Source organism: Streptomyces sp. NBC_00234 (assembly GCF_036195325.1).
Lineage (GTDB): Bacteria > Actinomycetota > Actinomycetes > Streptomycetales > Streptomycetaceae > Streptomyces.
Window position 1 is genome coordinate 1650741 of sequence record NZ_CP108101.1, and the last position, 26026, is coordinate 1676766.

Below are 26026 nucleotides of genomic sequence, written 5' to 3' on the forward strand. Positions count from 1 at the left end.
TACGGCGCGACTCCGGGCGGACGCCCTAGGGACGCAGGGCGCGCAGCAGCAGGTCGGCCAGGTGGTCGGCGACCTCCTGCTGGCTGAGGGGGCCGTCGGGGCGGTACCAGGTGGACAGGTGGTGGACCGAGCCGAAGTGGTAGTCGACCACGAGGTCCGCGGGGGTCGCCGTGGAGAACACCCCGGCCTTCTGGCCCTCTTCGATCAGCGCCCGGAAACGCTCGTGGTAGCGGCGTCGCTCCACGCGCACCTGCTTGTTCTTCTCGGGGCTCAGATGGTGCATCGAGCGGAAGAAGATCGAGGCGTCGTCGAGGTTCTCGATGGTCGTGACGACCACGTCGGCCGCCGCGTCGCGCAGTCTCCGCTCGATCGGCGCGTCCGCGTTCGCGTAGGCGTCGAGCCGCTCCTGCTGGAGCCGCAGCACTCTGGCGTACACCTCGTGGAGGAGGTCTTCCTTGGAGCCGAAGTAGTGGTAGAGGGCGCCCTTGGTGACCCCCGCCGCCTCGACGATCTCCTGGACCGAGGTGCGGTCGTAACCGCGCTCGGCGAAGAGCCGGGTGGCGGCGGCCAGCAGCCTCTGAGGGACGGGAGTGCCGTTCCCGTCCGTCGCCTTGGCCATTGCCGCCACCTGCCTTTCGTACGATGCGTGAACTGTCCTAACGGGGGGAACGCAGTTCCCGCCTGAGGATCTTCCCACTTGCCGTCTTCGGGAGCTCCGTCAGGATCTCCACCTCGCGCGGGTACTTGTACGCGGCGAGCCGCTCCTTGCAGTACGCGCCCAGGTCGCCGGGCTCGACCTCGGCGCCGGGCCGCAGGCTGACATAGGCCCGGACGGTCTCGCCGCGGTACGGATCGGGGACGCCCACGACCGCCGCCTCGCGGACCGCCGGATGGGTGTAGAGCACGTCCTCGACCTCGCGCGGCCACACCTTGAAGCCCGAGGCGTTGATCATGTCCTTCTTGCGGTCGACGACGTAGAGCCAGCCCTGGGCGTCCATGAAGCCGATGTCGCCGGTGCGCAGCTCGCCGTCAGGGAACGCCGCCGCGGTGGCCTCGGGGAGGTTCCAGTAGCCCCGGACGACCTGGGGCCCGCGCACGGCGATCTCGCCCTGCTCCCCGAAGGGCACCTCCTGGCCGTTCTCGTCGATGATCCGGACGACCGTGTCCGGGCCGGGAACGCCGACCGAGAGCGTCCCGGAGACCGGGTCGACGGGGGCTTCCCGCTCCGGCGGCACGGAGGCGCAGGGGGCCGTGCACTCGGTGAGTCCGTAGCCGTTGCGGATGTACGGGCCGAAGCCCGCCCGGAACTTCTCCACCAGCGCGGGCGGCAGCGGTGCGCCGCCGGAGGAGATCACCTGGAAGGAGGCGAAGTGCCCGGGCGTGACGCCGGGGTGGGCGGCGAGCGCCATGAAGGCCGTGGACGGGCCGACGGTGTAGGCGGGGCGGTGCTCGGCGAACGCTTCGAGGACGACGCTGGTCTCGAAGCGGTAGGCGAGGACCAGGGTGCCCGCGTTGGCGATGCAGGCGGCGAGCTGGCACACCATGCCCGTGATGTGGAAGAGCGGGGCGAGCGCGAAGTAGGCGGAGCCCTCGGCGACGGGGTGGCCGGTGCGCTGCCGCTCGGCGTTGACCATGATGTTGCCGTGGGAGTTCATGGCTCCCTTGGGGGTGCCACTGGTCCCCGAGGTGTAGCTGATCAGGGCCACGTCCTCGGCCCCGAGCTCCCGCCCGGCCGGGGCGGCGAGACCCTGCCGGGCGACGGTCACGAGGTCGTCGGCCAGGTCGTCGGCGCCCGGCGCGGGGAGGCGCTCGAACCCCAGGACGCGCGGGTCGTTCTTCGTCTGGAGGTCCAGCTCGCAGGCGGTGAGGGCGATCCGTACGCCCGGGGCCGCCTCCGCGGTGGCCCGCAGATAGGAGTCCCAGGCCCGGTCCGAGCAGATCAGCGCGGTCACCCCGGCGTCCTTCAGTACGTGGCCGACCTCGCCGGACTTGTACATCGGGTTGAGGGGCACGACGGTGGCGCCGGCCTTCCAGGCGCCGAGCAGCGCGATGACGAACTGCGGCGAGTTCTGGAGCATGATCGCGACGCGGTCGCCGCGCACCAGCCCCCGGGCCGCGAGGTGCCCGGCCACGGAGTCCGAGAGCGCGTCCGTCTCGCGGTAGTCGACACGTCCGTCGAAGTAGGCGAGCGCCGTGTGGCCGGGGGCCCGGGCGACGGCGGCGCGGAAGGCGTGCACCAGCGTCTCGGCCGGGGCGACGGGGGCGAGCTGGGCCTCGCTGAGCAGGGCCAGCCAGGGCTTGGCCGCGTAGATCGACTCGGTCATGCGCCGGTCTCCTCCCACTTCCGCTGGAGGTGGTTCATATTGCCCAGCCAGTGGTCGGGGTCCTTCGCACGGGCCCGGTAGTAGCCGGCGACCTCGGGGTGCGGCAGGACGAGGAAGCGGTCCTCCTCGATGGCGTCGAAGAGCGCGTCCGCGACGGCCTCCGGCTCGATCGCGCTGGGGGTGAGCACGAGCTCGCCCGCCGAGCCCGCAGCGGTCAGCATGTCCGTACGGACGCCCTGCGGGCAGATCGCGTGGACCTTGACCCCGCGGTGGCGGTAGGTCAGCGAGAGCCACTCCGCGAAGGCGACCGCGCCGTGCTTGGTCACGCTGTAGGGCGCCGCGCCGATCATCGTCAGCAGTCCCGCGGCGGACGCGGTGGACACGAAGCGGCCGCTGCCGCGCTCCAGCCAGTCCGGGAGCAGTGCCTTCGCCGCGCGTACGTGGGCCATCACGTTGACGTCCCAGGCCGCGGCCCAGACCTCCTCGTCCGCGAAGGCGTCACCGGGCGAGGCCAGGCCGGCGTTGGCGCAGTACACGTCCACCGTCCCGTCGAGCGCGTCGCGGGCGGCGTCGACGATCTGCGAGGCGTCGCCCGCGACCGCGGTGCCGCCGATCTCCTCGGCGAGCGCCTTGATCCGGCCGACGTCGAGGTCGTTGACGACGACCCGCGCGCCCTCCGCGGCGAACCTGCGGGCCAGGGCGGCCCCGATACCGCCTCCGGCTCCTGTGACCACCACGCCCGCGCCCTGCACCGAACTCATCGGATCCCGCCTCTCTCAGCCGACTGCAACGGCAGACTAACCAGTCGGTATGTGATCCGGGAAGGGGTGGGTGGCAGGACGGGGAATCTACGCGGGTCCGGGTCGTTCCGTGGGGCCCGTGCCCGCGCTAGCGTGCGTGACCATGACAGTCGGCGCGATCATGGAGGTTGACGAATGAGCCTGTCCAGACGTGGATTGCTGACGGCCGGCGGTGCCGTGGGAGCCCTCGCGGTCACAGCGGCCGGGACCGGAAGCGCGGCTGCCCTCACGGGACAGGGCTCCGGGCGCGGTGGCGTCCGTACCGGTTTCGACCGGCTGGCCGCCGACGGCTACCGGCTGCTGAAGGGGCAGAAGGTCGGCATCGTCACCAATCCGACCGGGATCACCTCGGACGTGCGCCACATCGTCGATGTGATGCACCCCGACGAGCGGGTGAACCTGACGGCGGTCTTCGGCCCCGAGCACGGCTTCCGCGGCACCGCGCAGGCGGGCGGCTCCGAGGGCCGGTACGACGACCCGGCGACCGGACTCCCGGTCTACGACACGTATCTGAAGAGTGGTCAGGCGCTCGCCGACATCTTCACCGCTTCGGGCGTGGACACGGTCGTCTTCGACATCCAGGACGCGGGCGCCCGCTTCTACACCTACATCTGGACGCTGTACGACTGCATGCAGGCGGCGGCGCTCGCGGGCAAGCGGTTCGTCGTGCTGGACCGGCCGAACCCGGTGACCGGCCGGGCGGCGCTCGGGCCCGTCCTGGAACCGGCGTTCGCGACGTTCGTGGGCCGCAGGGAGATCGCCCAGGCGCACGGCATGACGGTCACCGAGCTGGCCCTGCTCTTCAACGCGGAGTTCCTGGCGGACCGGCCGGTGGAGCTGGACATCGTCACGATGTCGGGATGGCGGCGCTCGGACTTCTTCGACGAGACCGGGCTGCCGTGGGTGCCGCCGAGCCCCAACATGCCGACGCCCGAGACGGCGCTCGTCTATTCGGGGACCTGCCTCTTCGAGGGCACCAACCTCTCCGAGGGCCGCGGCACGACCCGGCCGTTCGAACTGCTCGGCGCCGAAGGGGTGGACCGCACCTGGGCGGCTGCCGCCAACGCCCTGGACCTGCCCGGGGTGGCGTTCCGCGAGGCGTACTTCGCGCCGACGTTCTCCAAGTTCCAGGGGAAGACGGTCGGCGGCGTCCAGGTGCACGTCCAGGACCGGACGGTCTTCGACCCGGTCCGGACGGGCATCGCGCTGCTCGTGACGGCGAAGCAGTCCTGGAGTGGTTTCGCGTGGCGCGCGGACAACTGGATCGACAAGCTGACGGGCAACACCCGGGTCCGCACGATGATCGACGCGGGCGCCGGTACGGACGAGGTCGTGGGTGCCTGGGCAGCGGACCTGGCGGCGTTCCGGGCGACCCGTAAGCAGTACCTTCAGTACCGCTGAACCGCGTCCGCGGTGCGGGCCCGCTCTGCCGGGCCCGCACCGCGGTCGCCGCCCCCGGACACGTACCGCCTCACCTCGGCCGTCTCAGGCTGTGGACGCGTCACTTTTGAATGGAGCCGAATCGGGCAGCCGTACGTCCCATTACGTGACGCCGAAGTACGAGCGACGGAGGTGGCAGTGACATGGCCGGTTTCCGGAGTCTTGCGAGACAGGTCCGCGATCCGCGGGGCGATCTGGCACTGCGGAGGTATTCGCTCCGCAAATGCCTCGAACGATTCGCCCCTTACGGCCACCGGGCGACCTGGGACCACCTGTGCGCCCGGCACGGGATCGAGCCCGAGGACCGGGCTCCCGACCCGGCCCGCCTGGTGGGCGCGCTGAAGGAACTGGAAGAGGCGCGGGCCGTCTGGCTCGCGTACGAGTCGGGATTCGCCGAGCGGCGGCGGCGGGAGAAGCGCGACGGGCTGCGCCGCCCGGCCTCCTTCGACGACTGGCACCGGCGGACCTGGGGCGGCAACGGGATCGCGCGCTGCGAGGACCCGGACGTGCACCCCTCGGCTCCGCTCGCCGAGGTGCTGGGGCGGCTGATCTCGGCCCTGGGGTCGGCGCCGGGGACGGTGTGTCCGGTCTGCACGGAGCAGGGCATCGCCTGGCGGCAGGAACTGGAGCAGGAGCCGTGGTCGGGCCCGGTGTGCACCGGCTGCGGGATCGTGGTGCCGCAGCACGTGCTGACACCGGGGACGCTGGCCAGAGCCCGGCGGATACGGCTGCCGGATCTGGCCTCGGCGGCCTGATGCGTGCGGGGGCGGCACTCAGCCGGTCGCGGAGGTGGTGTTCTCCCAGACCTCCAAGGCGGGCCAGCGGTCGTCGTAGGGCAGGTCCAGCAGGTCGATCCGGAAGAGCAGCCCGGGGTCCGCGTCCTGGGCGCGCAGCCGGGCGGGAGCCTGCTCGCACAACCACGCCTGCACCTCGGCGACCGGCTCGTCACGGCTGTAGTCGCACCACCAGCCGAGCGGCCACTCGTTGTTGACGAGGTCGTCGGCGTGCAGTTCCACCCATGCCGCCAGATGGGCGTCGGCGACGGAACCGAGGGGCTCCGCGGCCCACAGGGCGAGAAACGGCGTGACGGTACTGAGGGCGGACACGCAGGTACGGAGCACCTGATCGAAGTCGGTACCGGCGGGTGCGTCCTCGCCACGGCCCGGCGGCGGGGTACGCAGCGCCTGGACGAACCACGCCTCGAAGAAGGCGAAGACGGCCTCGCGCTGCTCGGCGGGCCAGTCGCCCCAGGCGATACTGCCCATCGAGTTCAGCCCGCCGTACTCACCGTCGAACTCCCCGCGCGCGATCAGCACGACGAGATCGGGCAGCAGCCTGCGTATCGACGCGTCCCGGTCGTCGAAGTGGCTGGGTACCTCCCTGCCGAACATGCTCAGCACCTCCGCGGGCACCGGCACGTCCGGCGTGCGCAGCAGTTCGATCTCCGAGGGCAGGTGGCACCGGCCGCAGCCGGTCTCCGTCGGGCTCGTCATTCCGGCGAACACCGTGCGTACGCGGGCGATGGACCGGTCAAGGGAGTGCGAGGTCAAGGGAGTTGTCCTGACGGGACTCCGGACGCGACTGCCGTCGGCCGAAGAGCGCGACGCTACCAGAGGACTGCGCGCCCCTCTACGCGCACCCCTCCTCCGCGGCCTCCACGCATTCCGCGCCCTCCGCCGGCTGCCCCTTCCTGGCCTCGGACATCAGACGCGAGCCGGTCATCCGCTCGCCGGAGATGTCGTTCGGGTTGGAGAGCACACAGGTGTCCAGCGACAGGCAGCCGCAGCCGATGCAGTCGGTGAGGTGGTCGCGCAGCCGGGCCAACTGCCTGATGCGTTCGTCCAGTTCGGTGCGCCACGCCTCGGAGAGCCGCGCCCAGTCGTCACGGTTGGGGGTGCGCTCCTCGGGCAGCTCGGCGAGCGCGTCCCGGATGGTGGCCAGCGGAATGCCGACCCGCTGGGCCGCGCGCACGAAGGCGACGCGGCGCAGCGCGTCCCTGGTGTAGCGGCGCTGGTTGCCGCTCGTGCGCCGACTGCTGATCAGGCCCTTGGACTCGTAGAAGTGCAGGGCCGAGACGGCGGCGCCGCTTCGCGCGGAGAGCTGGCCCACCGTGAGTTCATGGAGTGTCTGCGGGATCTGTGGCACCCCTCGAACCCTACTGGTCATCCGTTGACAGGAGAGCACTCACCCAAGGATGCTGAGCAAGCGCTTAGACATCAGGCGGCCCGTCAAGGGCGGAGAGCCGGAAGGCAGGGACCAGGAACATGACAGAGCCGAAGATCTTCACGTCCGCACAGGAGCTGCGCGACGGAGTGGGTGAGCAGCTGGGCCACAGCGAGTGGCTGGAGATCGAGCAGAAGCGGATCGACCAGTTCGCCGAGGCCACCGGCGATCACCAGTGGATCCACGTGGACCCCGAGCGCGCCGCCGCCGGCCCCTTCGGCACGACGATCGCGCACGGCTATCTGACGCTCTCGCTCCTGCCCGCGCTCGTGCCGCAGATCATGCGGGTCGAGGGCATGAAGATGGGCATCAACTACGGCACCAACAAGGTGCGCTTCCCCTCGACCGTGCCGGTGGGCTCGCGCCTGCGCGCCACCGCCGTGCTCAAGAGCGTCGAGGAGGCGGGCGGCGGCGTGCAGGTCACCGCGGTGGTCACCATCGAGCGCGAGGGCGGCGACAAGCCCGCCTGTGTCGCCGAGTCGGTGTCCCGCTACTACTTCTGAGCCGCGACCATCCGCAGGACGAGGTCGGCGTAGAGAGCGCCGACCTCGTCGGGCGTCCGGCTGCCCTGGGCGTTGAACCAGCGCGCCACGTCGATGCAGAGGGACAGCACCGCGAGCGTGGTGCCCGGGACGTCGGGGACGTCGAACTCCCCCGCGGCCACGCCCTCACTGATGATCCGGCGCACCACCGCGTCACTCTGCCTGCGCAGCTCGATGATCTCGGTGCGGTGCTCGTCGGCGAGCGCGTCGAGTTCGTACTGCACGACGCGCGCCGTCGTGTGCCGCTCGGCGTGCCAGCGGACGAAGGACCGTACGGCGTCGGCGAGCCGCTCGGCCGCCGAGCCGTCACTGCCCGCCGCGGCCTCCAGGACGGCCAGGGCCCGGTCGTGACCGATCCTGCTGATCCGGTGGAGCAGCTCTTCCTTGGTCTTGTAGTGGATGTAGAGCGCCGCCGGACTCATCCCGGCCCGGCCCGCGATGTCACGGGTGGTGGTCGCGTGGTACCCGCGCTCGGCAAAGGCTTCGACGGCGGCGACGAGAAGCCGCCGTGCCGCCTCGGGCGTGACCTCGCCCCACGGCGTGTCCTCGCCGGTGTCCTCCGCCGTGCTCATCGTCACTCGCCCCTTCCATCGGCAGGACGAACACCATACCCCGATCCTGAGCAAGCGCTTAGGGTCCGAGGGAGCGGGATCGTCAGAGCTTCTGGAAGGGGTCGTGCTCGGCGAGGATCTTCTCCAGCCTGGCCTGGTCGACGCGGCTGACGATCTGCCCCGCCTCCTGGCGGTCCCTGATGACCTTGGCCAGAGTGAAGCACGAAGTGACGAGGTACAGGACGCCGATGGCCAGGAAGGCGCGCACCCAGGCGTCCGCCTCGAGGAAGTAGATACCGAGAGCGACCGCGCCCATCGCCACCCCGAAGGAGGCGACGGCCTGACCGTAGAAGGCCGCGGTGCTCTGCTGCTTGACCGATGTTGTCTCACTCATGCCCCCAGGCTCGGGGACGGTGACGCGCACCACATCGGTGCAGATACTCAGTCCGGTACTCAGACGGCCGTTCGGGTGGCGCGCCGGAAGGTGACGGTCAGAAGGCGGAGACCCCCGTCAGGGCGCGGCCGATGATGAGCTTCTGGATCTGGCTGGTGCCCTCGTAGAGCGTCATCACCCGGGCGTCCCGGACCAGCTTCCCGACCGGGTACTCGTCGATGTAGCCGTATCCCCCGAAGACCTGGAGCGCGTTGTTGGCGGCCCGGACGGCGGCCTCGGAGGCGAAGAGCTTGGCCGTGGACGCGGCGGTGGCGAAGTCCTGGCCGCGGTCGACGAGGTCGGCGACCCGCCAGGTCAGCATGCGGGCCGCGTCGACGTCCACGGAGATGTCGCTGATCAGTTCCTGGACCAGCTGGTAGCCCGCGATGGGCTTGCCGAACTGCTCGCGCTCGCCCGCGTAGCGCACGGCCACGTCGAGGGCGGCCTGGGCGATGCCCACGCAGCCCGCCGCGACCGACATCCGGCCCTTGGCCAGGGCGCTCATGGCGATCGAGAAGCCCTTGCCCTCGGGCCCCATGAGCGCGGACGCGGGCACCCGGACGTCCTCCAGCACCACTTCGGCGGTGGCCTGGCCGCGGAGGCCGAGCTTGCCGTGGATGGTGCGGCGGCTCAGCCCAGGAGTGTCGGTGGGCACGAGGAACGCGGATACGCCCTTGTGGCCGGGGGCGTCGTTGGTGCGGGCGAAGAGGAGCACCACATCGGCCCAGGTGCCGTTGGTGATGAACATCTTGGTGCCGTTGATGACGTAGTCGTCGCCCTCGCGCACGGCCTTCGTCGCCAGGTTTCCGGCGTCGGAGCCCGTGCCCGGCTCGGTGAGACCGAAGCAGCCGATCGCCTCGCCCGAGGTGAGCCGCGGCAGCCACTGGCGCTTCTGCTCCTCGTCGCCCCAGGAGGCGATGGTCTTGGCGACCAGGCCCAGCGAGACGGAGACGATGCCGCGCACCGACGAGTCACCGCGCCCGAGCTCCTCGGTGACCAGGCAGTACGCCAGATGGTCGCCGCCGGAGCCGCCGTACTCCTCCGGGACGGTCAGCCCGAGGAAGCCGAGGGCGCCCAGCTTCTTCACGATCGACCTGTCGACATTCTCGGCCCGGTCCCACTCCACGACGTGCGGGGTGATCTCGCGCGCCACGAAGTCCACGGCGAGCTGCCTGACCGCTTCCTGCTCCTCGCTCAGCTCCAGGTTCATCCTGCGCCACTCCACTTTTAATTAGCACTGCTAGTTTTTTGCTTGCAGGCCCTACTATGTGCCGCATGGCCCGACCGCGCAAGCCCCTCCTCAGCAGAGAACGCATCGTCGAAGCGGCGAGCGCTCTCGTGGACTCAGAGGGGCTCGGCGCCGTGTCGACCCGGCGCCTCGCCGCCGAACTCGGAGTCAGCGGGCCCTCGCTCTACAACCACTTCCGCAACAAGGACGAGATCCTCGACGCGGTGGCCGACAGCGTCTCCGCGCAGGTCGACCTGTCGATGTTCGACGAGTCCGACCCCCGCGACTGGTCCGCCGCGCTGCACGACTGGGCGGTCTCCTACCGCGCGGCCCTCGCGGCGCATCCGCACATCGTCCCGGTGCTCGCCCAGGGCCCCGGCCGCCGCCCGGCCGGCCTGCGGGTGGCCGACGCGGCCTTCGGCGGTATGGTCCGCGCGGGCTGGCCGCCCGCCCAGGCGACGTACATCGGCGCCCTGACCCGGTACTTCGTGACCGGTTCGGCCCTGGGTTCCTTCGCCCGCGGCTTCGTCGACGACGAGACGGCGTACGACCCCACCGACTATCCGCACCTGGGCCAGGCCCACCTGCTGGCCGACCGCCGCCAGCAGGTCGACGAGGGCGCCTTCGAGACCGGACTGCGGGCACTGCTCGAGGGCCTCGCCCTGCAGTACGAGCAGATGGTGGGCGGCTCCACGGTTCGGCGCCCGCCGAACGACGGCTGACGCATCCTGGTCCGTATGGCACGCCTGACACCTCCCGATCCCGCCGCGCCCCGGCTGGCCGCGCTCGCCGCGTTGCTCGCCGACGAGACCCGCGCCTCGTTCTGCCTCGCCCTGCTCGACGGACGCGCCTGGACCGCGGGCGAGCTGGCGCGCCATGCCGGGGTGGCACCGTCCACCACCAGCGAGCACCTGGGAAAGCTGGTCGCCGGCGGGCTGCTGTCCGAGGAGCGGCAGGGCCGCCACCGCTACGTGCGGCTGGCCGACGAACGCGTCGCGCACCTCGTCGAGGAGCTCGCCGCCCAGGTCGTCCCGGACGGGAGCGAACGGCCGCGGACCCTGCGCGCCGCGAGTGTCAGCAGCGCGCTGGCCCGGGGCCGCACCTGCTACGACCATCTCGCCGGACGGCTCGGGATCACCATCGCCGAGGCGATGACCGCACGGGGGCTGCTGCTGCGGGACACCGGGTTCGCGCTCACCGACGAAGGGCTCGGCTGGTTCGGCGCCCTGGGCATCGGCCTGGAGTCCGGGACCCGCCGTCCGCTCGTACGTGCCTGCCTGGACTGGACGGAGCGCAGGCCGCATCTGGCCGGAACCGCGGGCGCGGCCCTGTGCCGGCACGCGCTGGACGCCGGCTGGTGCGAACGGATCGGCTCGGGGCGCGCGGTCAGGGCGACACCGGAGGGGGAACGGGCCCTGGCCGAGCTGCTGGGCATCGAGGCGGCGACTATTCGGTAGGCGCCGAAGCGTCCTGGCCTTACCGTCTAGCCCATGACATCGACACCGCCCGCGCCGCCCGCCGCAGGGACCGTACCGGCGCGCGACTGGCGCGCCCCCGCCGCGGCCTGCACCACGGTGCTGCTCTGGGCCTCCGCCTTCGTCTCCATCCGCAGCGCGGGCGAGGCGTACTCCCCGGGCGCGCTGGCACTCGGCCGGCTGCTCGCGGGCACGCTGGTGCTGGGCGCGATCTGTCTCGTACGCCGCGAGGGACTGCCGTCCCGGGCCGCCTGGCCCGGGATCATCGCGTCCGGGCTGCTCTGGTTCGGGCTGTACATGGTGGTGCTCAACTGGGGTGAGCAGGAGGTCGACGCCGGAACGGCCGCGATGGTGGTCAACATCGGGCCGATCCTGATCGCGCTGCTCGGCGCCCGGCTGCTCGGTGAGGGGCTGCCCCGCCGGCTGCTGGCGGGCATGGGGGTGTCGTTCGCGGGGGCCGCGGTCGTCGGGCTCTCCATGTCGGAGCACGGCGGCTCCTCGGTGCTCGGGGTGCTGCTCTGCCTGCTGGCCGCCGTGGCGTACGCGGGCGGTGTGGTCAGCCAGAAGCCCGCCCTGCGGCACGGCTCCGCCCTCCAGATCACCACCTTCGGCTGCCTGATCGGTACGGTCGCCTGTCTGCCGTTCTCCGGAGTGCTGGTCTCCGAAGCCGCCGACGCTCCGCTGTCGGCGACCCTGAACATGGTCTATCTGGGCGTCTTCCCGACCGCTCTGGCCTTCACGACCTGGGCCTACGCACTGGCCCGCACCACCGCGGGCCGGATGGGCGCGACCACCTACGCGGTGCCCGCGCTCGTGGTGCTCATGTCGTGGCTGTTCCTCGACGAGGTGCCCGCGCTGCTCACCGTCGGCGGCGGCCTTCTCTGCCTGGCCGGGGTGGCGGTCTCCCGGCGGCGTCCGCAGACTGGCTTGAAGCCGTCGACTCCGGCCCGGCCGGAGGAGGGACCTCGTCATGACGCGGAGCGAGAGCAAGCCGGCCGGCCGTGACGCCGGGCGGAAGCGGGGCACGCCCCGGAAGAACGGCTCCGTGCCGGACTCCGGCAGCCCGGGCGCCGACGGCAGCGGTACCGGCGTGGTGCTGGTGAAGCCCGACGGGCACATCAAGGACGCCTGGCGCGAGGACTATCCGTACGACACCAAGCTGGCCCGGCGGGACTACGAGGAGGCCAAGCGCGTCCTGCAGATCGAGCTGCTCAAGCTCCAGCACTGGGTGCGGGAGCGGGACGAACGGCTCGTGATCCTCTTCGAGGGGCGTGACGCGGCGGGCAAGGGCGGCACGATCAAGCGGTTCACCGAGCACCTCAATCCCCGTGGTGCGCGTGTGGTGGCCCTGGAGAAGCCCACGGAGCGCGAGCAGACGCAGTGGTACTTCCAGCGTTATGTGGCCCATCTGCCGAGCGCCGGGGAGATCGTGCTGTTCGACCGCTCCTGGTACAACCGGGCGGGCGTGGAGCGGGTGATGGGGTTCTGCACCACCCGCGAGTACCTGGAATTCATGCACCAGGCACCGGGCTTCGAGCGGATGCTCGCGCGCGACGGGATACACCTGGTGAAGTTCTGGTTCTCGGTCTCCCGCAACGAGCAGCGCAAGCGGTTCATGACCCGGCAGATCGATCCGGTACGGCGGTGGAAGCTGAGCCCGGTCGACCTCGCCTCGCTGGACAAGTGGGACGCCTACACCGAGGCGAAGGAACTGATGCTCTTCCACACGGACACGGCGGACTCGCCGTGGACGGTGGTGAAGAGCAACGACAAGAAGCGCGCCCGGCTCGAAGCCATGCGCCACGTCCTGGACCGCTTCGACTACCCGGGCAAGGACGAGGCCGCGATCGGGAAGCCGGACCCGCTGATCGTGGGTCCGGCCTCCCGGCTCTTCGAGCAGGGCGAGATGGACGCCCGGCTGCTCACCCCCGGTCTGGCCGAGGTGCAGCAGGGGTCGTAGGGCCTGTCCGCCGATGGGGGCCGGACGGGCGGATCACGGCTGGAAGACCACGAGGGCCCGGCCGCCCTTGCCCGCGATCATGTTGTCGAACGCCGCCGGGATGCCGTCCAGGCCGATCCGCTCGGTGACCAGCATGGAGAGGTCGAACCGGCCCGCGCGAATGTGCTCGGCGAGGACGGGGAGGTCGCGCTCGGGGTCGCTGTTGCCGTACACGCAGCCCGTCAGGGACCGGCCCCAGTGGAAGATCTCCAGGGCGTTGAAGGTCACCTGCTGGTCCTTGGCGCCGATGCCGACGACCGTGGTCCGGCCGCCGCGGCGGGTGGAGTCCCAGGCGGCGCGGATGGTGACCGGCCGGCCGACGCACTCCACCGCGACGTCCGCGCCCTGTCCGCCGGTGAGTCCGCGGATCTCCTTCGCGGTCCGCTCGGAGGCGATGACGTAGTCGGTGGCTCCGGCCTGCCGGGCCAGCTCCTCCTTCTCCGGCGAGACGTCGACGGCGATGATCTTCGACGCACCGGCGATCCGGGCGGCCTGGAGCACGGCAAGCCCGACCCCGCCGATCCCGAAGACGACGACGCTCTCGCCCGTACGGACCCGGGCCGAGTGGTGGATCGCGCCGTAGCCCGTGAGGACCGCGCAGCCCAGCAGGGCCGCGTCGGTGAGCGGAATCCCCGCCGGGGCCGGCAGGAGGCACTTCGCGGCGACGACCGTCTCCTCGGCGAAGGCCGCCACGTTCAGGCCCGGGTGGAGTTCCGTGCCGTCGGCGGTACGCGCGTGGATGTCGGACATCCCCTTCAGCGCGTCGGCGCAGAGCCAGACCTCGCCGATCCCGCAGTGGTGGCAGCTCCCGCAGGACGGCGCCCAGTTGAGGACGACGTCGTCGCCGGGGGCGAAGCGCGTGACGCCCTCGCCCACGGCGACGACGGTGCCGGCGCCCTCGTGGCCGAGGACGGCGGGGACCGGGACCCGCATCGTGCCGTTGGAGAGGGACAGGTCGGAGTGGCAGACACCGGCGGCGGCGAGACGCACACGCACCTGGCCGGGGCCGGTCTCCGGGAGTTCGATGTCGGTGATCTCCAACGGAGCTCCGACGGCGGGCAGTACAGCGGCGCGGACCACGAACGGTCTCCTCGGTGATCGGAGAGTACGGAGGGGGTGGGTCGGGGAAGTGTCGCTCAGAACTGCAGGGACTTGGTCTGGAGGTACTCGGCCAGACCGTGCGGGCCCAGCTCGCGGCCGACACCGGACTGCTTGTAGCCGCCGAACGGGGCCAGCGGGTTGAACCTGCCGCCGTTGATGTCTACCTGACCGGTGTCCATCCGGCGGGCGAAGGCCACGGCCTCCGCGTCGTCGGCGGCCCAGACGGCTCCGGCGAGCCCGTACACGGTGTCGTTGGCGATACGGAGGGCGTCGTCGACGTCCTCGTACTTCAGGATCGAGAGAACCGGGCCGAAGATCTCCTCCTGCGCGATGGCCATGCCGGGGGTGACATCGGCGAACACGGTGGGGCTGACGTAGTAACCCGTCGCGTGCGGCGCCTCGGGGCCGCCGGCGACGAGCCGGGCGCCCTCCTCGATGCCCTTCTCGATGTAACCCCGCACCCGGGCCTGCTGCTTGGCGTTGACGAGGGGGCCGACCCGCTCGCCGGGGACGTACTTGGCGACGGCCGCCGCGGCGAGGGCGACGGCCTCCTCGTACCGCTCGCCGTCGACGAGCATCCGGGTCCACGCGCTGCACGTCTGGCCCGAGTTGGACATCACGTTGGCGACGCCCACGTTGACCGCCTTGGCGAGATCGGCGCCGGGCAGGATCACGTTGGCCGACTTGCCGCCGAGCTCCAGTGCGACGCGCTTGACCGCGGCGCCGGCCGTCGCACCGATCCGTCGGCCCACGGCCGTGGACCCGGTGAACGAGACGAGGTCGACGCCCTCGTGCTCGGCGAGCGCCTGGCCGGCCACCGGGCCGAGCCCGGTGACCAGGTTGAAGACACCGGCGGGCAGCCCTGCCTCCTCGGTGGCCTCGGCGAAGAGCTGGGCGGTGAGCGGGGTGTCCTCGGCGGGCTTGAGGACGACCGTGCAGCCCGCGGCGAGCGCGGGAGCGACCTTGGCGACGATCTGGTGCAGCGGGTAGTTCCAGGGGGTGATCGCCCCGACCACGCCGACGGGTTCCAGCAGGACGGTGGAGTTGCCCAGCTTCTCCTCGAAGGAGTACGTGGCGGCCAGCTCGGCGTACGAACCGGCGACCAGGACCGGTACGCCCGCGTGCACCGCCTGCGAGAGCGCGAGCGGCGCGCCGAGCTCCGCGGTGACGGTCTCGGCGATCTCGTCCTTCCGGGCGGCCAGGACGTCGCGCAGGGCGGCGATCCGTGCGGCGCGCTCGGCGGGCGGGGTGGTGGCCCAGGCGGGGAACGCGGCACGGGCGGCGCGTACCGCCGCGTCGACGTCCGCCGCGGTGCCCGCCGGGACATGGCCGATGACCTGCTCGTCCGCCGGATTCACGACCGCGATCGTGTCCGGTCCCTCGGCCGGCCGCCACTGGCCGCCGATGTACATCCCGTCGTGCGCCTTCATGGGTTTCCTCCCGGGCTCGCCCTGCGTACCGCCGAAGTAGTCCGTCGTACGGCCGCCGTCCGACTCCAAACTAGCGCCGTTAGTTTTTGGGCGCCAGGGAGCCGCCGGAGACGCCCGTCACTCCCGGCGCCACCGGGCCGGGGGCGGTTCGCCCGCGGCGGGTTCCGCGGTGCGGGAGAAGCACTCCGACACGAAGGCGACGCCATGACCCCCCGCAGCTCTCGCAGCCGACCGACCCCTGACCGGTAGCGCACATTCCGCCGGGACCGTGCCCTCGCCACGAGCACAGCCCCGGTGGTTAAAGTGGCTGCACTCATGGAAGCAGCACATCCGTACGAAACGGCACCGAGCACCCAGGACGGACCACCGTTGCTCCGTGTGTACCTTTTCGGCGGATTCAGGGTAGATCGTGACGGCGGATCCCCCATCTCCGACAAGTGGCCCCGGCCCAGCGCCCGCGCCCTGGTGAAGCTCCTCGCGGTCTCCCCCGGACACAGCCTCCACCGTGAGCAGGCCATGGAGATCTGCTGGCCGGACGCCGACGCCCAGGCGGCGCTCGGCAGTCTGCGGGTCGCCCTGCACGCGGCCCGCCGCGCCATCGAGCCCGAGCTGGCGCCCCGCGCCTCCTCGTCCTATCTGACCGGCGAGGGCACCCTGCTGCGGCTCGACCCGCACTCCGTGGTGATCGACGCCGACGTCGCCGAGACCCTCGCCGAGCGTGCGCTGGCCGGGGGGTCGACCGCCGCGCTGGCCACCGCGCTCGCGGCGTTCACCGGTGAGCTGCTGCCGGAGGACCGGTACGCCCCGTGGGCCGCGCTCCGGCGCGAGGAGCTGGCCGCGCTCCGCGACCGGGTACGCCTCGCGCTCGCCGAGGCCCATCTCGCGGAGGGCGAGACGGAGCTGGCCACCGAGGTGGCGCTGCGCGCCCTGGCCACCGCGCCCGCCGAGGAACGCGCGCACCGGGTCCTGATCGACGCCTATCTGCGCCAGGGGCTGCGCCGGCAGGCCGTGCGCCAGTACCACCTGTGCCGGGAAGCTCTCGACGCGGAACTCGGCGTGCGCCCCGGGCCCGCAACCGAGCGACTGCATCTGCTCGCGCTGGACGCCGCGTCGGCCGTGCTCCCCGTCGCGTCCGCCCCCGTCCTGCCCGCCGCGATCCGCACCCCGCCCGGTCCCCCGCTGCGCGGCAGGACGGACGAGCTGGACCTCCTGCTCGCCGCCGACGGACCGCCCGTGCGGCTGATCGGCGGCGAGGCCGGAGTGGGCAAGACACGGCTGACGGCGGAGGCGGCGCGGCGGGCGGCCGGAGCCGGGACGACCGTGCTGTGGGGCGCGGGCCACGACGCCGAGGGGCACACCCCGTACGGCGTCTTCGTGGAGGCCCTGGACGCCTGGCTGGCCGACCGGCCGCCCGCCGAGCGGGCCAGGATCGGTGGCGAATACCCCGAACTCGCTTCGCTGCTGCACTCGCTGGGCCAGATCGGGGCAGGTGCGGAACGCAGCCCGGAGGAGGAACGCGACCGGTTGTTCCGCGCCGCTGCCGGGCTGCTGGGTGATCTCGCGGCAACCGCCCCCGTCCTGCTCGTGCTGGACGATCTGCACGCCGCCGACACCGGCTCCTACCAGCTGCTGAGCCATCTGGCCCGGCGCGCGGCTGCCACCGGGGCGCGCTGGCGGTTCGCCGTGACGTACCGCGCGGAGGAGCTGGACGCCACGGACCCCCGGCGCACGGCACTGGACACACTGGTACGCCAAGGGCTCGCGCGCCCCGTGGAACTGGGGCGGCTGGGGCGCGCGGAGTGCCTGGCGGTCGCCGAGGACGCGGGCGCGCGGACCGGGCTCGACCGGGTCTGGGAACTCTCCCTCGGCAACCCCCTGTTCGCCCTGGAGCTGGCCCGGACCGTCGGCGAGGGCACCGATCCGGCCGAGCTCGGCGCTCCGGAGGGCGTGCGGCAGCTGGTCGCGGCGCGGCTGGCGCGGCTCGGGCCCGCGGCGCGGCGGGTGGTCGAGGCGATATCGGTGGCGGGCGGGGGCGCCGCCCTCTCCGAGGTGATGGACGTCGCCGGCCACGGACTGCACCCGCCGCTCTCCGCCGCCGAGGCCACGGATGCCGTGGACGCCGCGGTACTGGCCTCCGTGGTGGAGGAACGGCCGGTGGTCGTCGGCGGACAGCCCATGCCGGGACTCGTCTTCCGGCATCCGCTGGTACGGCTGACCTGTTACGACAGGCTGTCCGCCGCCCGCCGCAGACAACTGCACTCCGCGTACGCGGAAGCGGTCCTGCGGCGCAGGCCCGACGCGGTCGACACCCTGGCCTCGCACCTGACGCGCGCCGACGACCCGCGGGCGACCCACTACCTGCGGCAGGCCGCCGAGAGGGCCGCCGCGGTCTGCGCCAACGACACGGCCGACCGCTACTACGCCGAACTGACCGCCCGGCTGGACGCGTTGGCGGCCGACGCGGCGATGGCACGGATCGACCGGGGAGCCGTCCTGCGCCGGATGGCCCGCTACGGGGAAGCGACCGAGGTGCTGCGCGAGGCCCTGGACGACATGGTCCGGCGGGGCGACCGGGACGGGCAGGTACTGGCCGCCGCCCGGCTGGCCGAGGTCCTGGTGAAGTACCGCGCGACCGACGAGGGCGAACGGCTCGTCCGCACCTATCCGCCGCAGCCGCAGACCCCTCCGCTGACCACGGCGAACCATCATCTGGCGGCGGGAGTCCTCCAGTTCGTCACCGGGCGGTACGAGGAGGCGCACGCCTCGGCATGTACCGCGCAGCTGGCCGCGGACTCCATCCCCGGGAGCGGACGGCGCGGGCTGCTGGCCCGGGCACTGGGGCTCCAGGCCACCTCGCTGGGGATGGCGGGACGACTGGCCGAGGCGCGGCCGGCCGCCGATCTGGCCCTGCCGCACGCGGAGGCGTACGGCGATCAGGAACTGCTCGTCACCATCCTCTCGGTGCTGCGGGAGCACGCCCGCCGCTCGGGCCGGCTCGCCGAGGCGGTCTCGACCGGGCAGCGGGCACTGCGGCTCGCCGAGCACACCGGGGACCCGACTGCCGTCGCCTTCGAGCGTGCCAATCTGGCCGAACTGCACCTGCTGCTGATGGAGTTCGACGCGGCCCGGGAGCATGCGGAGGCGGCGGTACGGGAGACGGGCGAGCGCAACGAGTGGTGCACGCCGTACGCCCTCGCCGCGCTGGCCCGGGTGCGCGTCAGGATCGGTGAGACGGGTGCCTCCGAGCTGCTGACGCGGGCCGGGGAGGTGGCCGTGGCGCAGGCGGACCGGCAGGCGATCCACGAGGTGCGGACCGCGCGGGCCGAACTGCTCCTGCTCGACGGCCGGCCCGCGGAGGCACTGGCCCTGCTCACCGGCGCCCCGGGCCCGGGCGCCGCCCATCTGATGGCGTGGGCGGAGCTCCTGTCGGGCCGTCCCGAACGGGCGGCGAACCTCGCGGCGGAGGAGACGGCCCGCGCGGAACGCACCGGCGAACGCCTCGCGGAGACCGAGGCCCGTACGGTCCACGCGGCGGCGCTGGCCGCGCTGGGCCGGCCCGGGGCCGCGGAGGCGGAGTTCGCCGCGGCCGAGGTCCTGGCCACGGAACTCCCGTATCCGGCAGGAACATTCCGGGTCACCCGCGCGCGTGACCTCCCCGCACCCGCACCGACCGGCCCATCGGCGGACTCGGCCCCGGCCGCCGAACCGGGCCCGCCGTCCGGACCGCGCCCGCCCGGGATGCCGGGCCGCGCCGGGATACCCAGGCCGCCCCGCGCCTGAGGGCACCGCGCCGGCCGACGGCCGCGCCACGCCCTGCCTACACGTCCAGCCCCGGCACATCCCTCGGCAGCGGGCAGATCCGCCTCCCGTGGTGGTCGAAGACGTACAGGTGCGCCAGGTCGACGAGAAGCGGCACCTGCCCGCCCCGGCGCAGCCGCATGTCCGGCCCGGTGCGGACCACGAGGTCGCCGGCGGTGAGCGCCGGACGGTCGGGGCCGCGCGGGGCACTCCGCTCGGGACCCGGTTCGTCGAGGACGACGACGGGCCCGCTGACGTGCCCCGTGGCGCGCTCCCGAAGCCGTTCCAGGACCCCCACTCCCGTACCGCCCCCGCCCCCGGCACTGCGGCGCCGCCGCACGCCCGGCCGCGGCCGGGCCGATTCCAGGTCGGGCACCATGGCCGGCTGCGAGCCGGTGTTGAGGTGGACGAGCGCCTCGTGGCCCTGGTACTCCACGTGCTCGACGATGCCGCTGAGCGCGACCTCGCCGGGACGGGCGTGGCTGGGCGGCGCGATCCGCACCGCTTCGGAGCGCAGTCCGACGATGATCTCCCGGCCCTGCTGGATGCGGAGCAACTGATGGTCGGGGCTGAGCGGTTCGGGCAGGGCGAGCCGCTGCCGGCCGAGGTCGATCGACATCCGTCCCTCCAACGGCGCGTGGACCACGGCCTGGAGCAGATTGATGCGCGGGGTGCCGATGAACGCGGCGACGAACACGTTCTCCGGCAGTGCGTAGACCTCGCGCGGGGTGCTCACCTGCTGGAGCACTCCCCCGCGCATCACGGCCACCCGGTCCCCGAGGGACATCGCCTCCGCCTGGTCGTGCGTCACATAGACCGTGGTGACACCCAACTCCGCTGTCAGCTGGGCGATTTCGGCCCGGAGATGGTTGCGCAGCTTCGCGTCGAGATTGGAGAGCGGCTCGTCCATCAGGAAGGCGGACGGCCTGCGCGAGATGGCCCGCCCCATGGCGACACGCTGGCGTTCGCCGCCGGAGAGCTGCGCGGGGAAGCGGTCCAGCACGCTCTCGATGCCCAGCATGCGGGCCGTGGACTCGATGCGCTCGTTGTTGTCCTGCCGGGGGTTCTCCAGCTTCAGCGGAAAGCCGATGTTGGCGCGATTCGTCATGCTCGGGTAGAGCGCGAAGTTCTGGAACACCATGGCCATGCCGCGCTCGCGCGGGGTCATGTGGTTCGCCGGTTCGCCGTCGAGCAGCAGCTCGCCGTCGGTGATCTCCTCCAGGCCCGCGATCATGCGGAGCACGGTCGATTTCCCGCAGCCCGAGGGGCCGAGCAGCACCACGAACTCCCCGGGTTCGATGGAGAGCGAGAAGCGGTCGACGGCGCGCGGGGCCCGTCCGTACGCCTTGCTGACGTGGTGCAGGGAGATGGCGCGAGTCATGGGATTCCGCCCGGCAGGGTGAAGGGAAGGCGCGGCAGGGAGCGGCTGCGTGGCCTGAAGTTAGCCCACTGGACGGGGTGTGGGAATGACTCGCGCGAAGGTTGGGGAGAGCTAAGTCCCGTGGGCCACAAGTGTCAGGTGTGGTTCCGTTTCGTCGGGGTGCACGCCGTGCGCGGAGCGGGCACGGAGGGCGTCGCACGGGCGGTCCGGCCACCGCCCCGCAGACCGAGGCCCGCCGCCCCCAGGAGCAGTGCTCCGAGCATCACGAACGGCGCCGCGGTCCCGGCGAATCCGGCGATCAGCCCGGCGGACGCCGGGGCCGCCACCTGCCCGAGCCGGTTTCCGGTCAGCCGCAGGGCGAGCGCGGTGGAGCGGGCCCGCTCCGGAGCGGCCTGGACGACGGTCGTCATCGACAGCGGCTGTCCGACTCCGAGGCAGAAGCCGAGCACGGCGAGCATCACGGCGAGCGCCCACACGGGGACGGGCAGGGCGATGCCCGCGCAGAGCACCCCGGCGAGCAGACAGGTCGTGGTGAGGAGCGCGGTACGGCCGAGGAGCCGGAGCATCGGCGTCATCGCCAGACGGCACGCGATCGTCGCGGCGGCGCGGAGACTGAGCAGCAGTCCGACGGTGACGGGCGCGATGGAACGCTGTTCGCCGACGACGGGGAGATAGGCCGTGAGGATGTCGGTGGCGGAGAGCACGGCGAGGCTGATGAAGATGCCCGCGGGTACACCCCGGGTGCGCAGGATGCGGCCGACGGGCACCTTCGCCGCCCGCTCACCGCGGGGCCGGGAGGGTGCGCGGTGTTCGATGCGCCAGAGGGAGACGAAGGCGAGGGCGGCCACCGCCGCCGAGACGACGAGGGCGAGCGCGCTGGTGCGGGCCATGGCGCCGTCGTCCGGGGAGACGACGTAGCCCGCGGCCATCGGCCCGACGAGCTGGCCGAGCGAGGCCCCGATGGTGAAGTGCCCGAAGTTGCGGTCCTGTTCGGCGGGGGCCGACTGGCGGGCGACGATCGACTGGGCGCCGATCACGAAGCAGAGGTGTCCGAGTCCCATGACCCCGCTCCAGGCCGCCATCGCCGGGAGGGAGCCCGCCGTACCGCTGAGGGCGCAGCCCCCCGCGATCAGGACCACGCCGAGCGGCAGCAGGGGTGCGCACCTGCCGTGGTCCGTGCGGCGGCCGAGGGGCACGGCGGCGAAGAGCGGAAGGAGCGCGTACACACCCGTGATCACGCCGATGGCGCGTTCGTCCGCACCGAGCGAAAGGGCCCGGTAGGAGACGGCCGGCCGCGCCATCGACACCGCCCCCTGCGCGAAGGAGAAGGCGATGACGAGACGGAGCAGCCAGCCCCTGCCGGGCCCGGTCGGACCGTCCATCAGATGATGCCGAAGAGGATTCCGGCGCCGAGGACCACCAGCGAGGTGAGCGCGGCCCACTTGACGGTGAACTTCGTGTGGTCGCCGAACTCGACCTTCGCCATGCCGACGAGTACGTAGACGGCGGGGACCAGCGGCGAGGACATGTGGAGCGCCTGGCCGACCAGGGAGGCGCGGGCGATCTCCAGCGGGGAGACGCCGTGGGCGGCACCCGCCTCGGCGAGGACGGGGACGACGCCGAAGTAGAAGCCGTCGTTGGACATGAAGTACGTCAGCGGAAGGCTCAGTACACCGGTGACGATGGCCATGTGCGGGCCCATGCCCTCGGGGATGGCACCCACGAGCCAGTCGGCCATGTGCTCGACCATGCCGGTGCCGGTGAGGACGCCGGTGAAGACGGCGGCGGCGAAGACCATGCCGGAGACGTTGAGGACGTTGTCGGCGTGGGCGGCGATACGGGCCCGCTGGTCGGGCATGTGGGGGAAGTTGACCGTGAGGGCGAGCGCCGCACCCAGCAGGAAGAGCACCGGGATCGGCATCAGTTCCATGATCATCGCGGTCAGCAGCACGACGGTGAGACCGGCGTTGAACCAGTAGAGCTTGGGGCGCAGCGTGGCGCGGTCGGGGTCGAGGCCCTTGAACTCCTCGTCGTCCCCGTCGTCGTCGGTCCCGTCGTCGCCGGTGGCCGGGAGTTCGGCGTCCGTACCGCCGGAGCCCGGCCCGGAGCCCTTGCGGAGCCGGTCGCTCCCGCCGCCCGCGCCGACGAGGACCGTCTCGGGCTCGGTGACGAGCACATCGTCGAGGGAGAGCGTGCCGAGCCGCTTGCGCTCACGGCGTCCGAGGACGAAGGCCAGGATGAAGACGGCGAGCAGCCCGACGGCCAGCGCCGGGATCATCGGTACGAAGATGTCGCCCGCGTCCAGCTTGAGCGCGGTCGCGGCGCGGGCGGTCGGCCCGCCCCAGGGAAGGGTGTTCATGACACCGTTGGCGGTGGCCGCCACGCCGGTCATCACGACCAGGCTCATCTTGAGGCGCTTGTAGAGCGGATACATCGCCGAGACCGTGATCATGAACGTGGTGGAGCCGTCGCCGTCCAGGGAGACGATCGCGGCCAGCACCGCCGTACCGACGACGATCCGCATCGGGTCTGCCTTGCAGAAGCGCAGGATGCCCCGGACGATCGGGTCGAAGAGGCCGACGTCGATCATGACGCCGAAGTAGACGATGGCGAACATGAGCATCGCGGCGGTCGGCGCGAGATTGCCGACGCCTTCGATGACGTAGTCGCCGAGCTTCGCTCCCTGCCCGACGGCGACGCAGAACAGTGCGGGGATCAGGACCAGCGCCGCGATCGGCGACATCTTCTTCGTCATGATCAGGACCAGGAAGGTCGCGATCATGGCAAATCCGAGGATTGTCAGCATGTGGGGTACCTAACGTTCACCTTTGAACTCCCACCGGAGTCGGCGGTCCGGATGACGTTAGGGCTCCCTTCACGGCGTTAACAAGATGTTGACGTGCGAGCAATACGAGCAAAACCCCAGGTCAACGAGTTGTTGCTAGTCAACGGGGGTCACGGAGACCGGTACGGCGTTGAGCACGGCGGTGCCGGACAGCGGGTCGAGCAGCGTGCCGTCGAGCAGCTGGTTCACATTGACTCCGGGGGCGGCCGAGGCGACGGACATCCGGGTGCCGGGCCGGCTGTGCCCCCAGCCGTGCGGCAGGCTCACCACTCCGGCCCGTACCGCGTCCGTGATCTCCGTCGGTGCCTCCACCGCGCCTCCGGCGGCCGTGACACGGGCGGTGGCGCCGTCCGTGAGGCCGATCCGGGCGGCGTCGTCGGGGTGGATCTGCAGGGTGCAGACGTTCGTGCCACCACTCAGCGCGGCGACGTTGTGCATCCAGCTGTTGTTGGAGCGCAGATGGCGGCGGCCCACGAGGACGAGCCCGTCCTGCTGCTTGTCCAGCGCCCGCCGGAGCCGGGGCAGATCCGCGGCGATCGCTGCCGGGAACAGCTCGATGCGCCCGCTGCGGGTCCTGAGCAGCTGCGGAACGCGGGGCTCCAGCGGCCCCAGGTCGATGCCGTGCGGATGGGCGAGGAGCCGGTCCAGGGTGAGGTCGTACGGGCCGAGGCGCAGCATCAGGTCGAGGCGCCGTTCGGGTCCGGTCGCGCCGGAGAGTTCGCCCGCGAGCTCCTTCGGCGCACCCGCCGCGGCGAGGGCGGTGTCGATGACCAGGTCGTCGACCGTGTGCGGCGCGGCGCCGTGCATCGCGCCGACGGCGAGGACGAGCCGGGCCAGGAGCTCGCTCTCGTCCATCCGGTCCGCCTCCAGGGGAACGGCCGGGCGGGTGTAGCGGGCCTGGTTGCGCACGGCGAGGGAGTTGAGCGCGAAGTCGAAGTGGGCGCTCTGCGAGGGCGGGGGCGGCGGCAGCACGACATCGGCGTGACGTGAGGTCTCGTTGAGATACGGATCGACGCTGACCATGAAGTCGAGTCCGCCGGCCAGCGCCCGGTCGAGCCGGTCGCCGTCCGGGGCGGAGAGTACGGGGTTGGCGGCGAGCACGAGCAGGGCGCGGATCCGGCCCTCCCCCGGCGTTTCGATCTCCTCGGCGAGCGCGGCGATGGGCAGTTCGCCCTTGGCCTCCGGGTGCCCGGAGACCCTGCTCGCCCAGCGGCCGAGGGCGAAGCCCTTGCCGGGCGCGGCCGGGCGGGGCGCGCGTCCGGTGGCGGACAGGGGGAACAGGGCGCCGCCGGGACGGTCGAGGTTGCCGGTCAGGATGTTGAGGACGTCGACGAGCCAGCTGGCGAGGGTGCCGTGCTCGACGGTGCAGCTGCCGATGCGCCCGTACACGGCGGCGGCGGGGGCGGCGGCCAGCTCGCGGGCGATCGCACGGATGGTCTCGGCGTCGACGTCGCATGCCGCGGCGACCGCTTCCGGGGTGAACTCCGCGAGTGCTTCGGTCAGTTCGTCCAGGCCGTCGAGGTGCTCGGTGAGCGGGCCCGGGTCCGCGAGCTTCTCCTCGACCAGGACGTGGGCGACGGCGGCGAGGAGCAGCGCGTCGGCACCGGGCCGGATCGGGACGTGCCGGTCGGCGAGCCGGGCGGTACGGGTGCGGCGCGGGTCGATGACGGTGAGGGTGCCGCCGCGCCGCCGCAGCGCCTTGAGCCTGCCCGGGAAGTCGGGGGCGGTGCAGAGACTGCCGTTCGATTCCAGGGGGTTGGCACCGATGAGCAGCAGATGGGCGGTGCGGTCGAGGTCGGGCACCGCGATGGCGTTCGCGTCGCCGAAGAGCAGTCCGGACGCGACGTGCTTGGGCATCTGGTCGAGCGTGCTCGCGGTGAAGACGTTGCGGGTACCGAGCGTCTTGAGCAGCACGGGCGGGTAGAGCGCGCCGGCCATCGTGTGCACGTTGGGGTTGCCGAGGACCACTCCGACGCTCTGCGCGCCGTGTTCCTCGATCAGCGCCGGGACGCGGGCGGCGATCGCGTCGAACGCCTCTTCCCAGGTCGCCGCCCGCAGGACCCCGTCCTCGCGGATGAGGGGGGTGCGCAGCCGGTCGGGGTCGGCGTCGAGCCCCCCGAAGGCCGCCCCCTTGGGGCAGATGAACCCCTGGCTGAAGACATCGTCCCGGTCACCTCTGGCACCGGTCACGGACGTCCCCTCGATGGTGAGGGTGAGTCCGCAGGTGGCTTCGCAGAGGGGGCAGATACGCAGAGCGGTACGGGAGTCGGTGGACATGGGTCCTCCCCGGGTGGGCAGCGGCGACACGCGGACAGGGCGAGCATACCGACCGGTACGGATGGTGGGGAGGTGTGTGCGGCTCCGATCCTTCGGGGGTGCGGCTCCGATCCAACGGGGGGTGCGGCGGGACCTAGGGTCTTTCGTTTGGATCAGGCCGGATCAGGGAGCGGGGTCTG

22 protein-coding genes are annotated in these 26026 nt (G+C 72.2%); 8 read left to right on the forward strand and 14 right to left on the reverse strand.

Translation table 11 applies throughout. From position 1 onward, the window contains the following. Positions 1-25: 25 nt before the first annotated feature. The 3 genes from OG230_RS07115 to OG230_RS07125 are packed head-to-tail and all read right to left on the reverse strand — an operon-like array spanning position 26 to position 3085. Positions 26-619 carry a TetR/AcrR family transcriptional regulator gene (locus OG230_RS07115; protein WP_328909271.1) on the reverse strand — a complete coding sequence of 198 codons (594 nt, stop codon included), beginning with the start codon at positions 617-619 and terminating at the stop codon, positions 26-28. A gap of 37 nt (positions 620-656) precedes the next feature. Then, positions 657-2324, reverse strand: coding sequence for an AMP-binding protein (locus OG230_RS07120; RefSeq protein ID WP_328909272.1), 1668 nt, complete (start codon positions 2322-2324; stop codon positions 657-659). Further along, positions 2321-3085: an SDR family oxidoreductase gene (locus OG230_RS07125; RefSeq protein ID WP_328909273.1), complete on the reverse strand. Its 765-nt coding sequence runs from the start codon at positions 3083-3085 to the stop codon at positions 2321-2323. The genes OG230_RS07120 and OG230_RS07125 overlap by 4 nt, the downstream gene beginning before the upstream one ends. A 174-nt stretch (positions 3086-3259) precedes the next feature. Between OG230_RS07125 and OG230_RS07130 the strand changes: the two genes are divergently transcribed. Together OG230_RS07130 and OG230_RS07135 are read left to right on the forward strand one after the other, a co-directional pair. Then, positions 3260-4525 carry an exo-beta-N-acetylmuramidase NamZ family protein gene (locus OG230_RS07130; RefSeq protein WP_328909274.1) on the forward strand — a complete coding sequence of 422 codons (1266 nt, stop codon included), beginning with the start codon at positions 3260-3262 and terminating at the stop codon, positions 4523-4525. 182 nt (positions 4526-4707) lie between these two features. After that, on the forward strand, positions 4708-5319 hold the full coding sequence (locus OG230_RS07135) for a hypothetical protein (protein ID WP_328909275.1): 612 nt from the start codon (positions 4708-4710) through the stop codon (positions 5317-5319). 18 nt (positions 5320-5337) lie between these two features. Here the strand turns inward: OG230_RS07135 and OG230_RS07140 are convergent, their stop codons facing one another. Both OG230_RS07140 and soxR read right to left on the reverse strand, forming a co-directional pair. Then, complete coding sequence (locus tag OG230_RS07140; protein ID WP_328909276.1) at positions 5338-6114, reverse strand: hypothetical protein; 777 nt, start codon at positions 6112-6114, stop codon at positions 5338-5340. 79 nt (positions 6115-6193) lie between these two features. Then, a complete protein-coding gene (gene soxR / locus OG230_RS07145) occupies positions 6194-6709 on the reverse strand; it encodes a redox-sensitive transcriptional activator SoxR (protein WP_328909277.1) in 516 nt (171 codons plus the stop codon). Positions 6710-6828: 119 nt separating this feature from the next. On the opposite strand from soxR, the gene OG230_RS07150 reads away from it, so the two are divergent. After that, positions 6829-7290 carry a MaoC family dehydratase gene (locus tag OG230_RS07150; protein ID WP_328909278.1) on the forward strand — a complete coding sequence of 154 codons (462 nt, stop codon included), beginning with the start codon at positions 6829-6831 and terminating at the stop codon, positions 7288-7290. On the opposite strand, the gene OG230_RS07155 is transcribed toward OG230_RS07150, so the two are convergent. The 3 genes from OG230_RS07155 to OG230_RS07165 form a co-directional block, all read right to left on the reverse strand. Then, positions 7281-7901, reverse strand: a complete 621-nt coding sequence (locus tag OG230_RS07155; RefSeq protein ID WP_328909279.1) for a TetR/AcrR family transcriptional regulator — start codon at positions 7899-7901, stop codon at positions 7281-7283. The genes OG230_RS07150 and OG230_RS07155 overlap by 10 nt on opposite strands. Positions 7902-7983: 82 nt before the next feature. After that, positions 7984-8274 (reverse strand): YiaA/YiaB family inner membrane protein, encoded by a 291-nt coding sequence (locus OG230_RS07160; RefSeq protein ID WP_328909280.1) that lies wholly within the window; start codon positions 8272-8274, stop codon positions 7984-7986. 97 nt (positions 8275-8371) lie between these two features. Further along, positions 8372-9523: an acyl-CoA dehydrogenase family protein gene (locus OG230_RS07165; protein WP_328909281.1), complete on the reverse strand. Its 1152-nt coding sequence runs from the start codon at positions 9521-9523 to the stop codon at positions 8372-8374. 65 nt (positions 9524-9588) lie between these two features. Between OG230_RS07165 and OG230_RS07170 the strand changes: the two genes are divergently transcribed. Genes OG230_RS07170 through ppk2 form a run of 4 tightly spaced genes read left to right on the forward strand, consistent with a single transcriptional unit; the run spans position 9589 to position 12976 of the window. Continuing rightward, positions 9589-10263 carry a TetR/AcrR family transcriptional regulator gene (locus OG230_RS07170; RefSeq protein WP_328909282.1) on the forward strand — a complete coding sequence of 225 codons (675 nt, stop codon included), beginning with the start codon at positions 9589-9591 and terminating at the stop codon, positions 10261-10263. Positions 10264-10278: 15 nt separating this feature from the next. Continuing rightward, the gene (locus tag OG230_RS07175; RefSeq protein WP_328909283.1) at positions 10279-10998 is read left to right on the forward strand and encodes an ArsR/SmtB family transcription factor; all 720 of its coding nucleotides are present in this window, start codon (positions 10279-10281) and stop codon (positions 10996-10998) included. A gap of 33 nt (positions 10999-11031) precedes the next feature. Beyond that, positions 11032-12021, forward strand: coding sequence for a DMT family transporter (locus OG230_RS07180; RefSeq protein ID WP_328909284.1), 990 nt, complete (start codon positions 11032-11034; stop codon positions 12019-12021). Next, positions 11987-12976, forward strand: coding sequence for a polyphosphate kinase 2 (ppk2, locus tag OG230_RS07185; RefSeq protein ID WP_328909285.1), 990 nt, complete (start codon positions 11987-11989; stop codon positions 12974-12976). The genes OG230_RS07180 and ppk2 overlap by 35 nt, the downstream gene beginning before the upstream one ends. Positions 12977-13009: 33 nt before the next feature. Here the strand turns inward: ppk2 and OG230_RS07190 are convergent, their stop codons facing one another. Both OG230_RS07190 and OG230_RS07195 read right to left on the reverse strand, forming a co-directional pair. Further along, on the reverse strand, positions 13010-14095 hold the full coding sequence (locus OG230_RS07190; RefSeq protein WP_328909286.1) for a Zn-dependent alcohol dehydrogenase: 1086 nt from the start codon (positions 14093-14095) through the stop codon (positions 13010-13012). Between the two features lie 56 nt (positions 14096-14151). Continuing rightward, complete coding sequence (locus OG230_RS07195; protein WP_328909287.1) at positions 14152-15546, reverse strand: aldehyde dehydrogenase family protein; 1395 nt, start codon at positions 15544-15546, stop codon at positions 14152-14154. 465 nt (positions 15547-16011) lie between these two features. On the opposite strand from OG230_RS07195, the gene OG230_RS07200 reads away from it, so the two are divergent. Next, complete coding sequence (locus tag OG230_RS07200; RefSeq protein ID WP_328909288.1) at positions 16012-19326, forward strand: ATP-binding protein; 3315 nt, start codon at positions 16012-16014, stop codon at positions 19324-19326. A gap of 37 nt (positions 19327-19363) precedes the next feature. On the opposite strand, the gene OG230_RS07205 is transcribed toward OG230_RS07200, so the two are convergent. From OG230_RS07205 to OG230_RS07220, 4 genes are all read right to left on the reverse strand, one after another. Further along, the gene (locus tag OG230_RS07205) at positions 19364-20725 is read right to left on the reverse strand and encodes an ABC transporter ATP-binding protein (RefSeq protein ID WP_328909289.1); all 1362 of its coding nucleotides are present in this window, start codon (positions 20723-20725) and stop codon (positions 19364-19366) included. 134 nt (positions 20726-20859) lie between these two features. Next, on the reverse strand, positions 20860-22107 hold the full coding sequence (locus tag OG230_RS07210) for an MFS transporter (RefSeq protein WP_328909290.1): 1248 nt from the start codon (positions 22105-22107) through the stop codon (positions 20860-20862). Beyond that, a complete protein-coding gene (locus OG230_RS07215) occupies positions 22107-23531 on the reverse strand; it encodes a CitMHS family transporter (protein WP_328909291.1) in 1425 nt (474 codons plus the stop codon). The genes OG230_RS07210 and OG230_RS07215 overlap by 1 nt, the downstream gene beginning before the upstream one ends. A 135-nt stretch (positions 23532-23666) precedes the next feature. Next, positions 23667-25847 carry a molybdopterin oxidoreductase family protein gene (locus OG230_RS07220; protein ID WP_328909292.1) on the reverse strand — a complete coding sequence of 727 codons (2181 nt, stop codon included), beginning with the start codon at positions 25845-25847 and terminating at the stop codon, positions 23667-23669. Between the last annotated feature and the right edge of the window lie 179 nt (positions 25848-26026).

Excerpts from the sequence above, each read along its gene's own strand:
- OG230_RS07115 (WP_328909271.1), bottom strand. The coding sequence starts at position 619 with ATGGCCAAGGCGACGGACGGGAACGGCACTCCCGTCCCTCAGAGGCTG.
- OG230_RS07120 (WP_328909272.1), bottom strand. The coding sequence starts at position 2,324 with ATGACCGAGTCGATCTACGCGGCCAAGCCCTGGCTGGCCCTGCTCAGC.
- OG230_RS07125 (WP_328909273.1), bottom strand. The coding sequence starts at position 3,085 with ATGAGTTCGGTGCAGGGCGCGGGCGTGGTGGTCACAGGAGCCGGAGGC.
- OG230_RS07130 (WP_328909274.1), top strand. The coding sequence starts at position 3,260 with ATGAGCCTGTCCAGACGTGGATTGCTGACGGCCGGCGGTGCCGTGGGA.
- OG230_RS07135 (WP_328909275.1), top strand. The coding sequence starts at position 4,708 with ATGGCCGGTTTCCGGAGTCTTGCGAGACAGGTCCGCGATCCGCGGGGC.
- OG230_RS07150 (WP_328909278.1), top strand. The coding sequence starts at position 6,829 with ATGACAGAGCCGAAGATCTTCACGTCCGCACAGGAGCTGCGCGACGGA.
- OG230_RS07155 (WP_328909279.1), bottom strand. The coding sequence starts at position 7,901 with ATGAGCACGGCGGAGGACACCGGCGAGGACACGCCGTGGGGCGAGGTC.
- OG230_RS07160 (WP_328909280.1), bottom strand. The coding sequence starts at position 8,274 with ATGAGTGAGACAACATCGGTCAAGCAGCAGAGCACCGCGGCCTTCTAC.
- OG230_RS07165 (WP_328909281.1), bottom strand. The coding sequence starts at position 9,523 with ATGAACCTGGAGCTGAGCGAGGAGCAGGAAGCGGTCAGGCAGCTCGCC.
- OG230_RS07170 (WP_328909282.1), top strand. The coding sequence starts at position 9,589 with ATGGCCCGACCGCGCAAGCCCCTCCTCAGCAGAGAACGCATCGTCGAA.
- OG230_RS07175 (WP_328909283.1), top strand. The coding sequence starts at position 10,279 with ATGGCACGCCTGACACCTCCCGATCCCGCCGCGCCCCGGCTGGCCGCG.
- OG230_RS07180 (WP_328909284.1), top strand. The coding sequence starts at position 11,032 with ATGACATCGACACCGCCCGCGCCGCCCGCCGCAGGGACCGTACCGGCG.
- ppk2 (WP_328909285.1), top strand. The coding sequence starts at position 11,987 with ATGACGCGGAGCGAGAGCAAGCCGGCCGGCCGTGACGCCGGGCGGAAG.
- OG230_RS07195 (WP_328909287.1), bottom strand. The coding sequence starts at position 15,546 with ATGAAGGCGCACGACGGGATGTACATCGGCGGCCAGTGGCGGCCGGCC.
- OG230_RS07205 (WP_328909289.1), bottom strand. The coding sequence starts at position 20,725 with ATGACTCGCGCCATCTCCCTGCACCACGTCAGCAAGGCGTACGGACGG.
- OG230_RS07210 (WP_328909290.1), bottom strand. The coding sequence starts at position 22,107 with ATGGACGGTCCGACCGGGCCCGGCAGGGGCTGGCTGCTCCGTCTCGTC.
- OG230_RS07215 (WP_328909291.1), bottom strand. The coding sequence starts at position 23,531 with ATGCTGACAATCCTCGGATTTGCCATGATCGCGACCTTCCTGGTCCTG.
- OG230_RS07220 (WP_328909292.1), bottom strand. The coding sequence starts at position 25,847 with ATGTCCACCGACTCCCGTACCGCTCTGCGTATCTGCCCCCTCTGCGAA.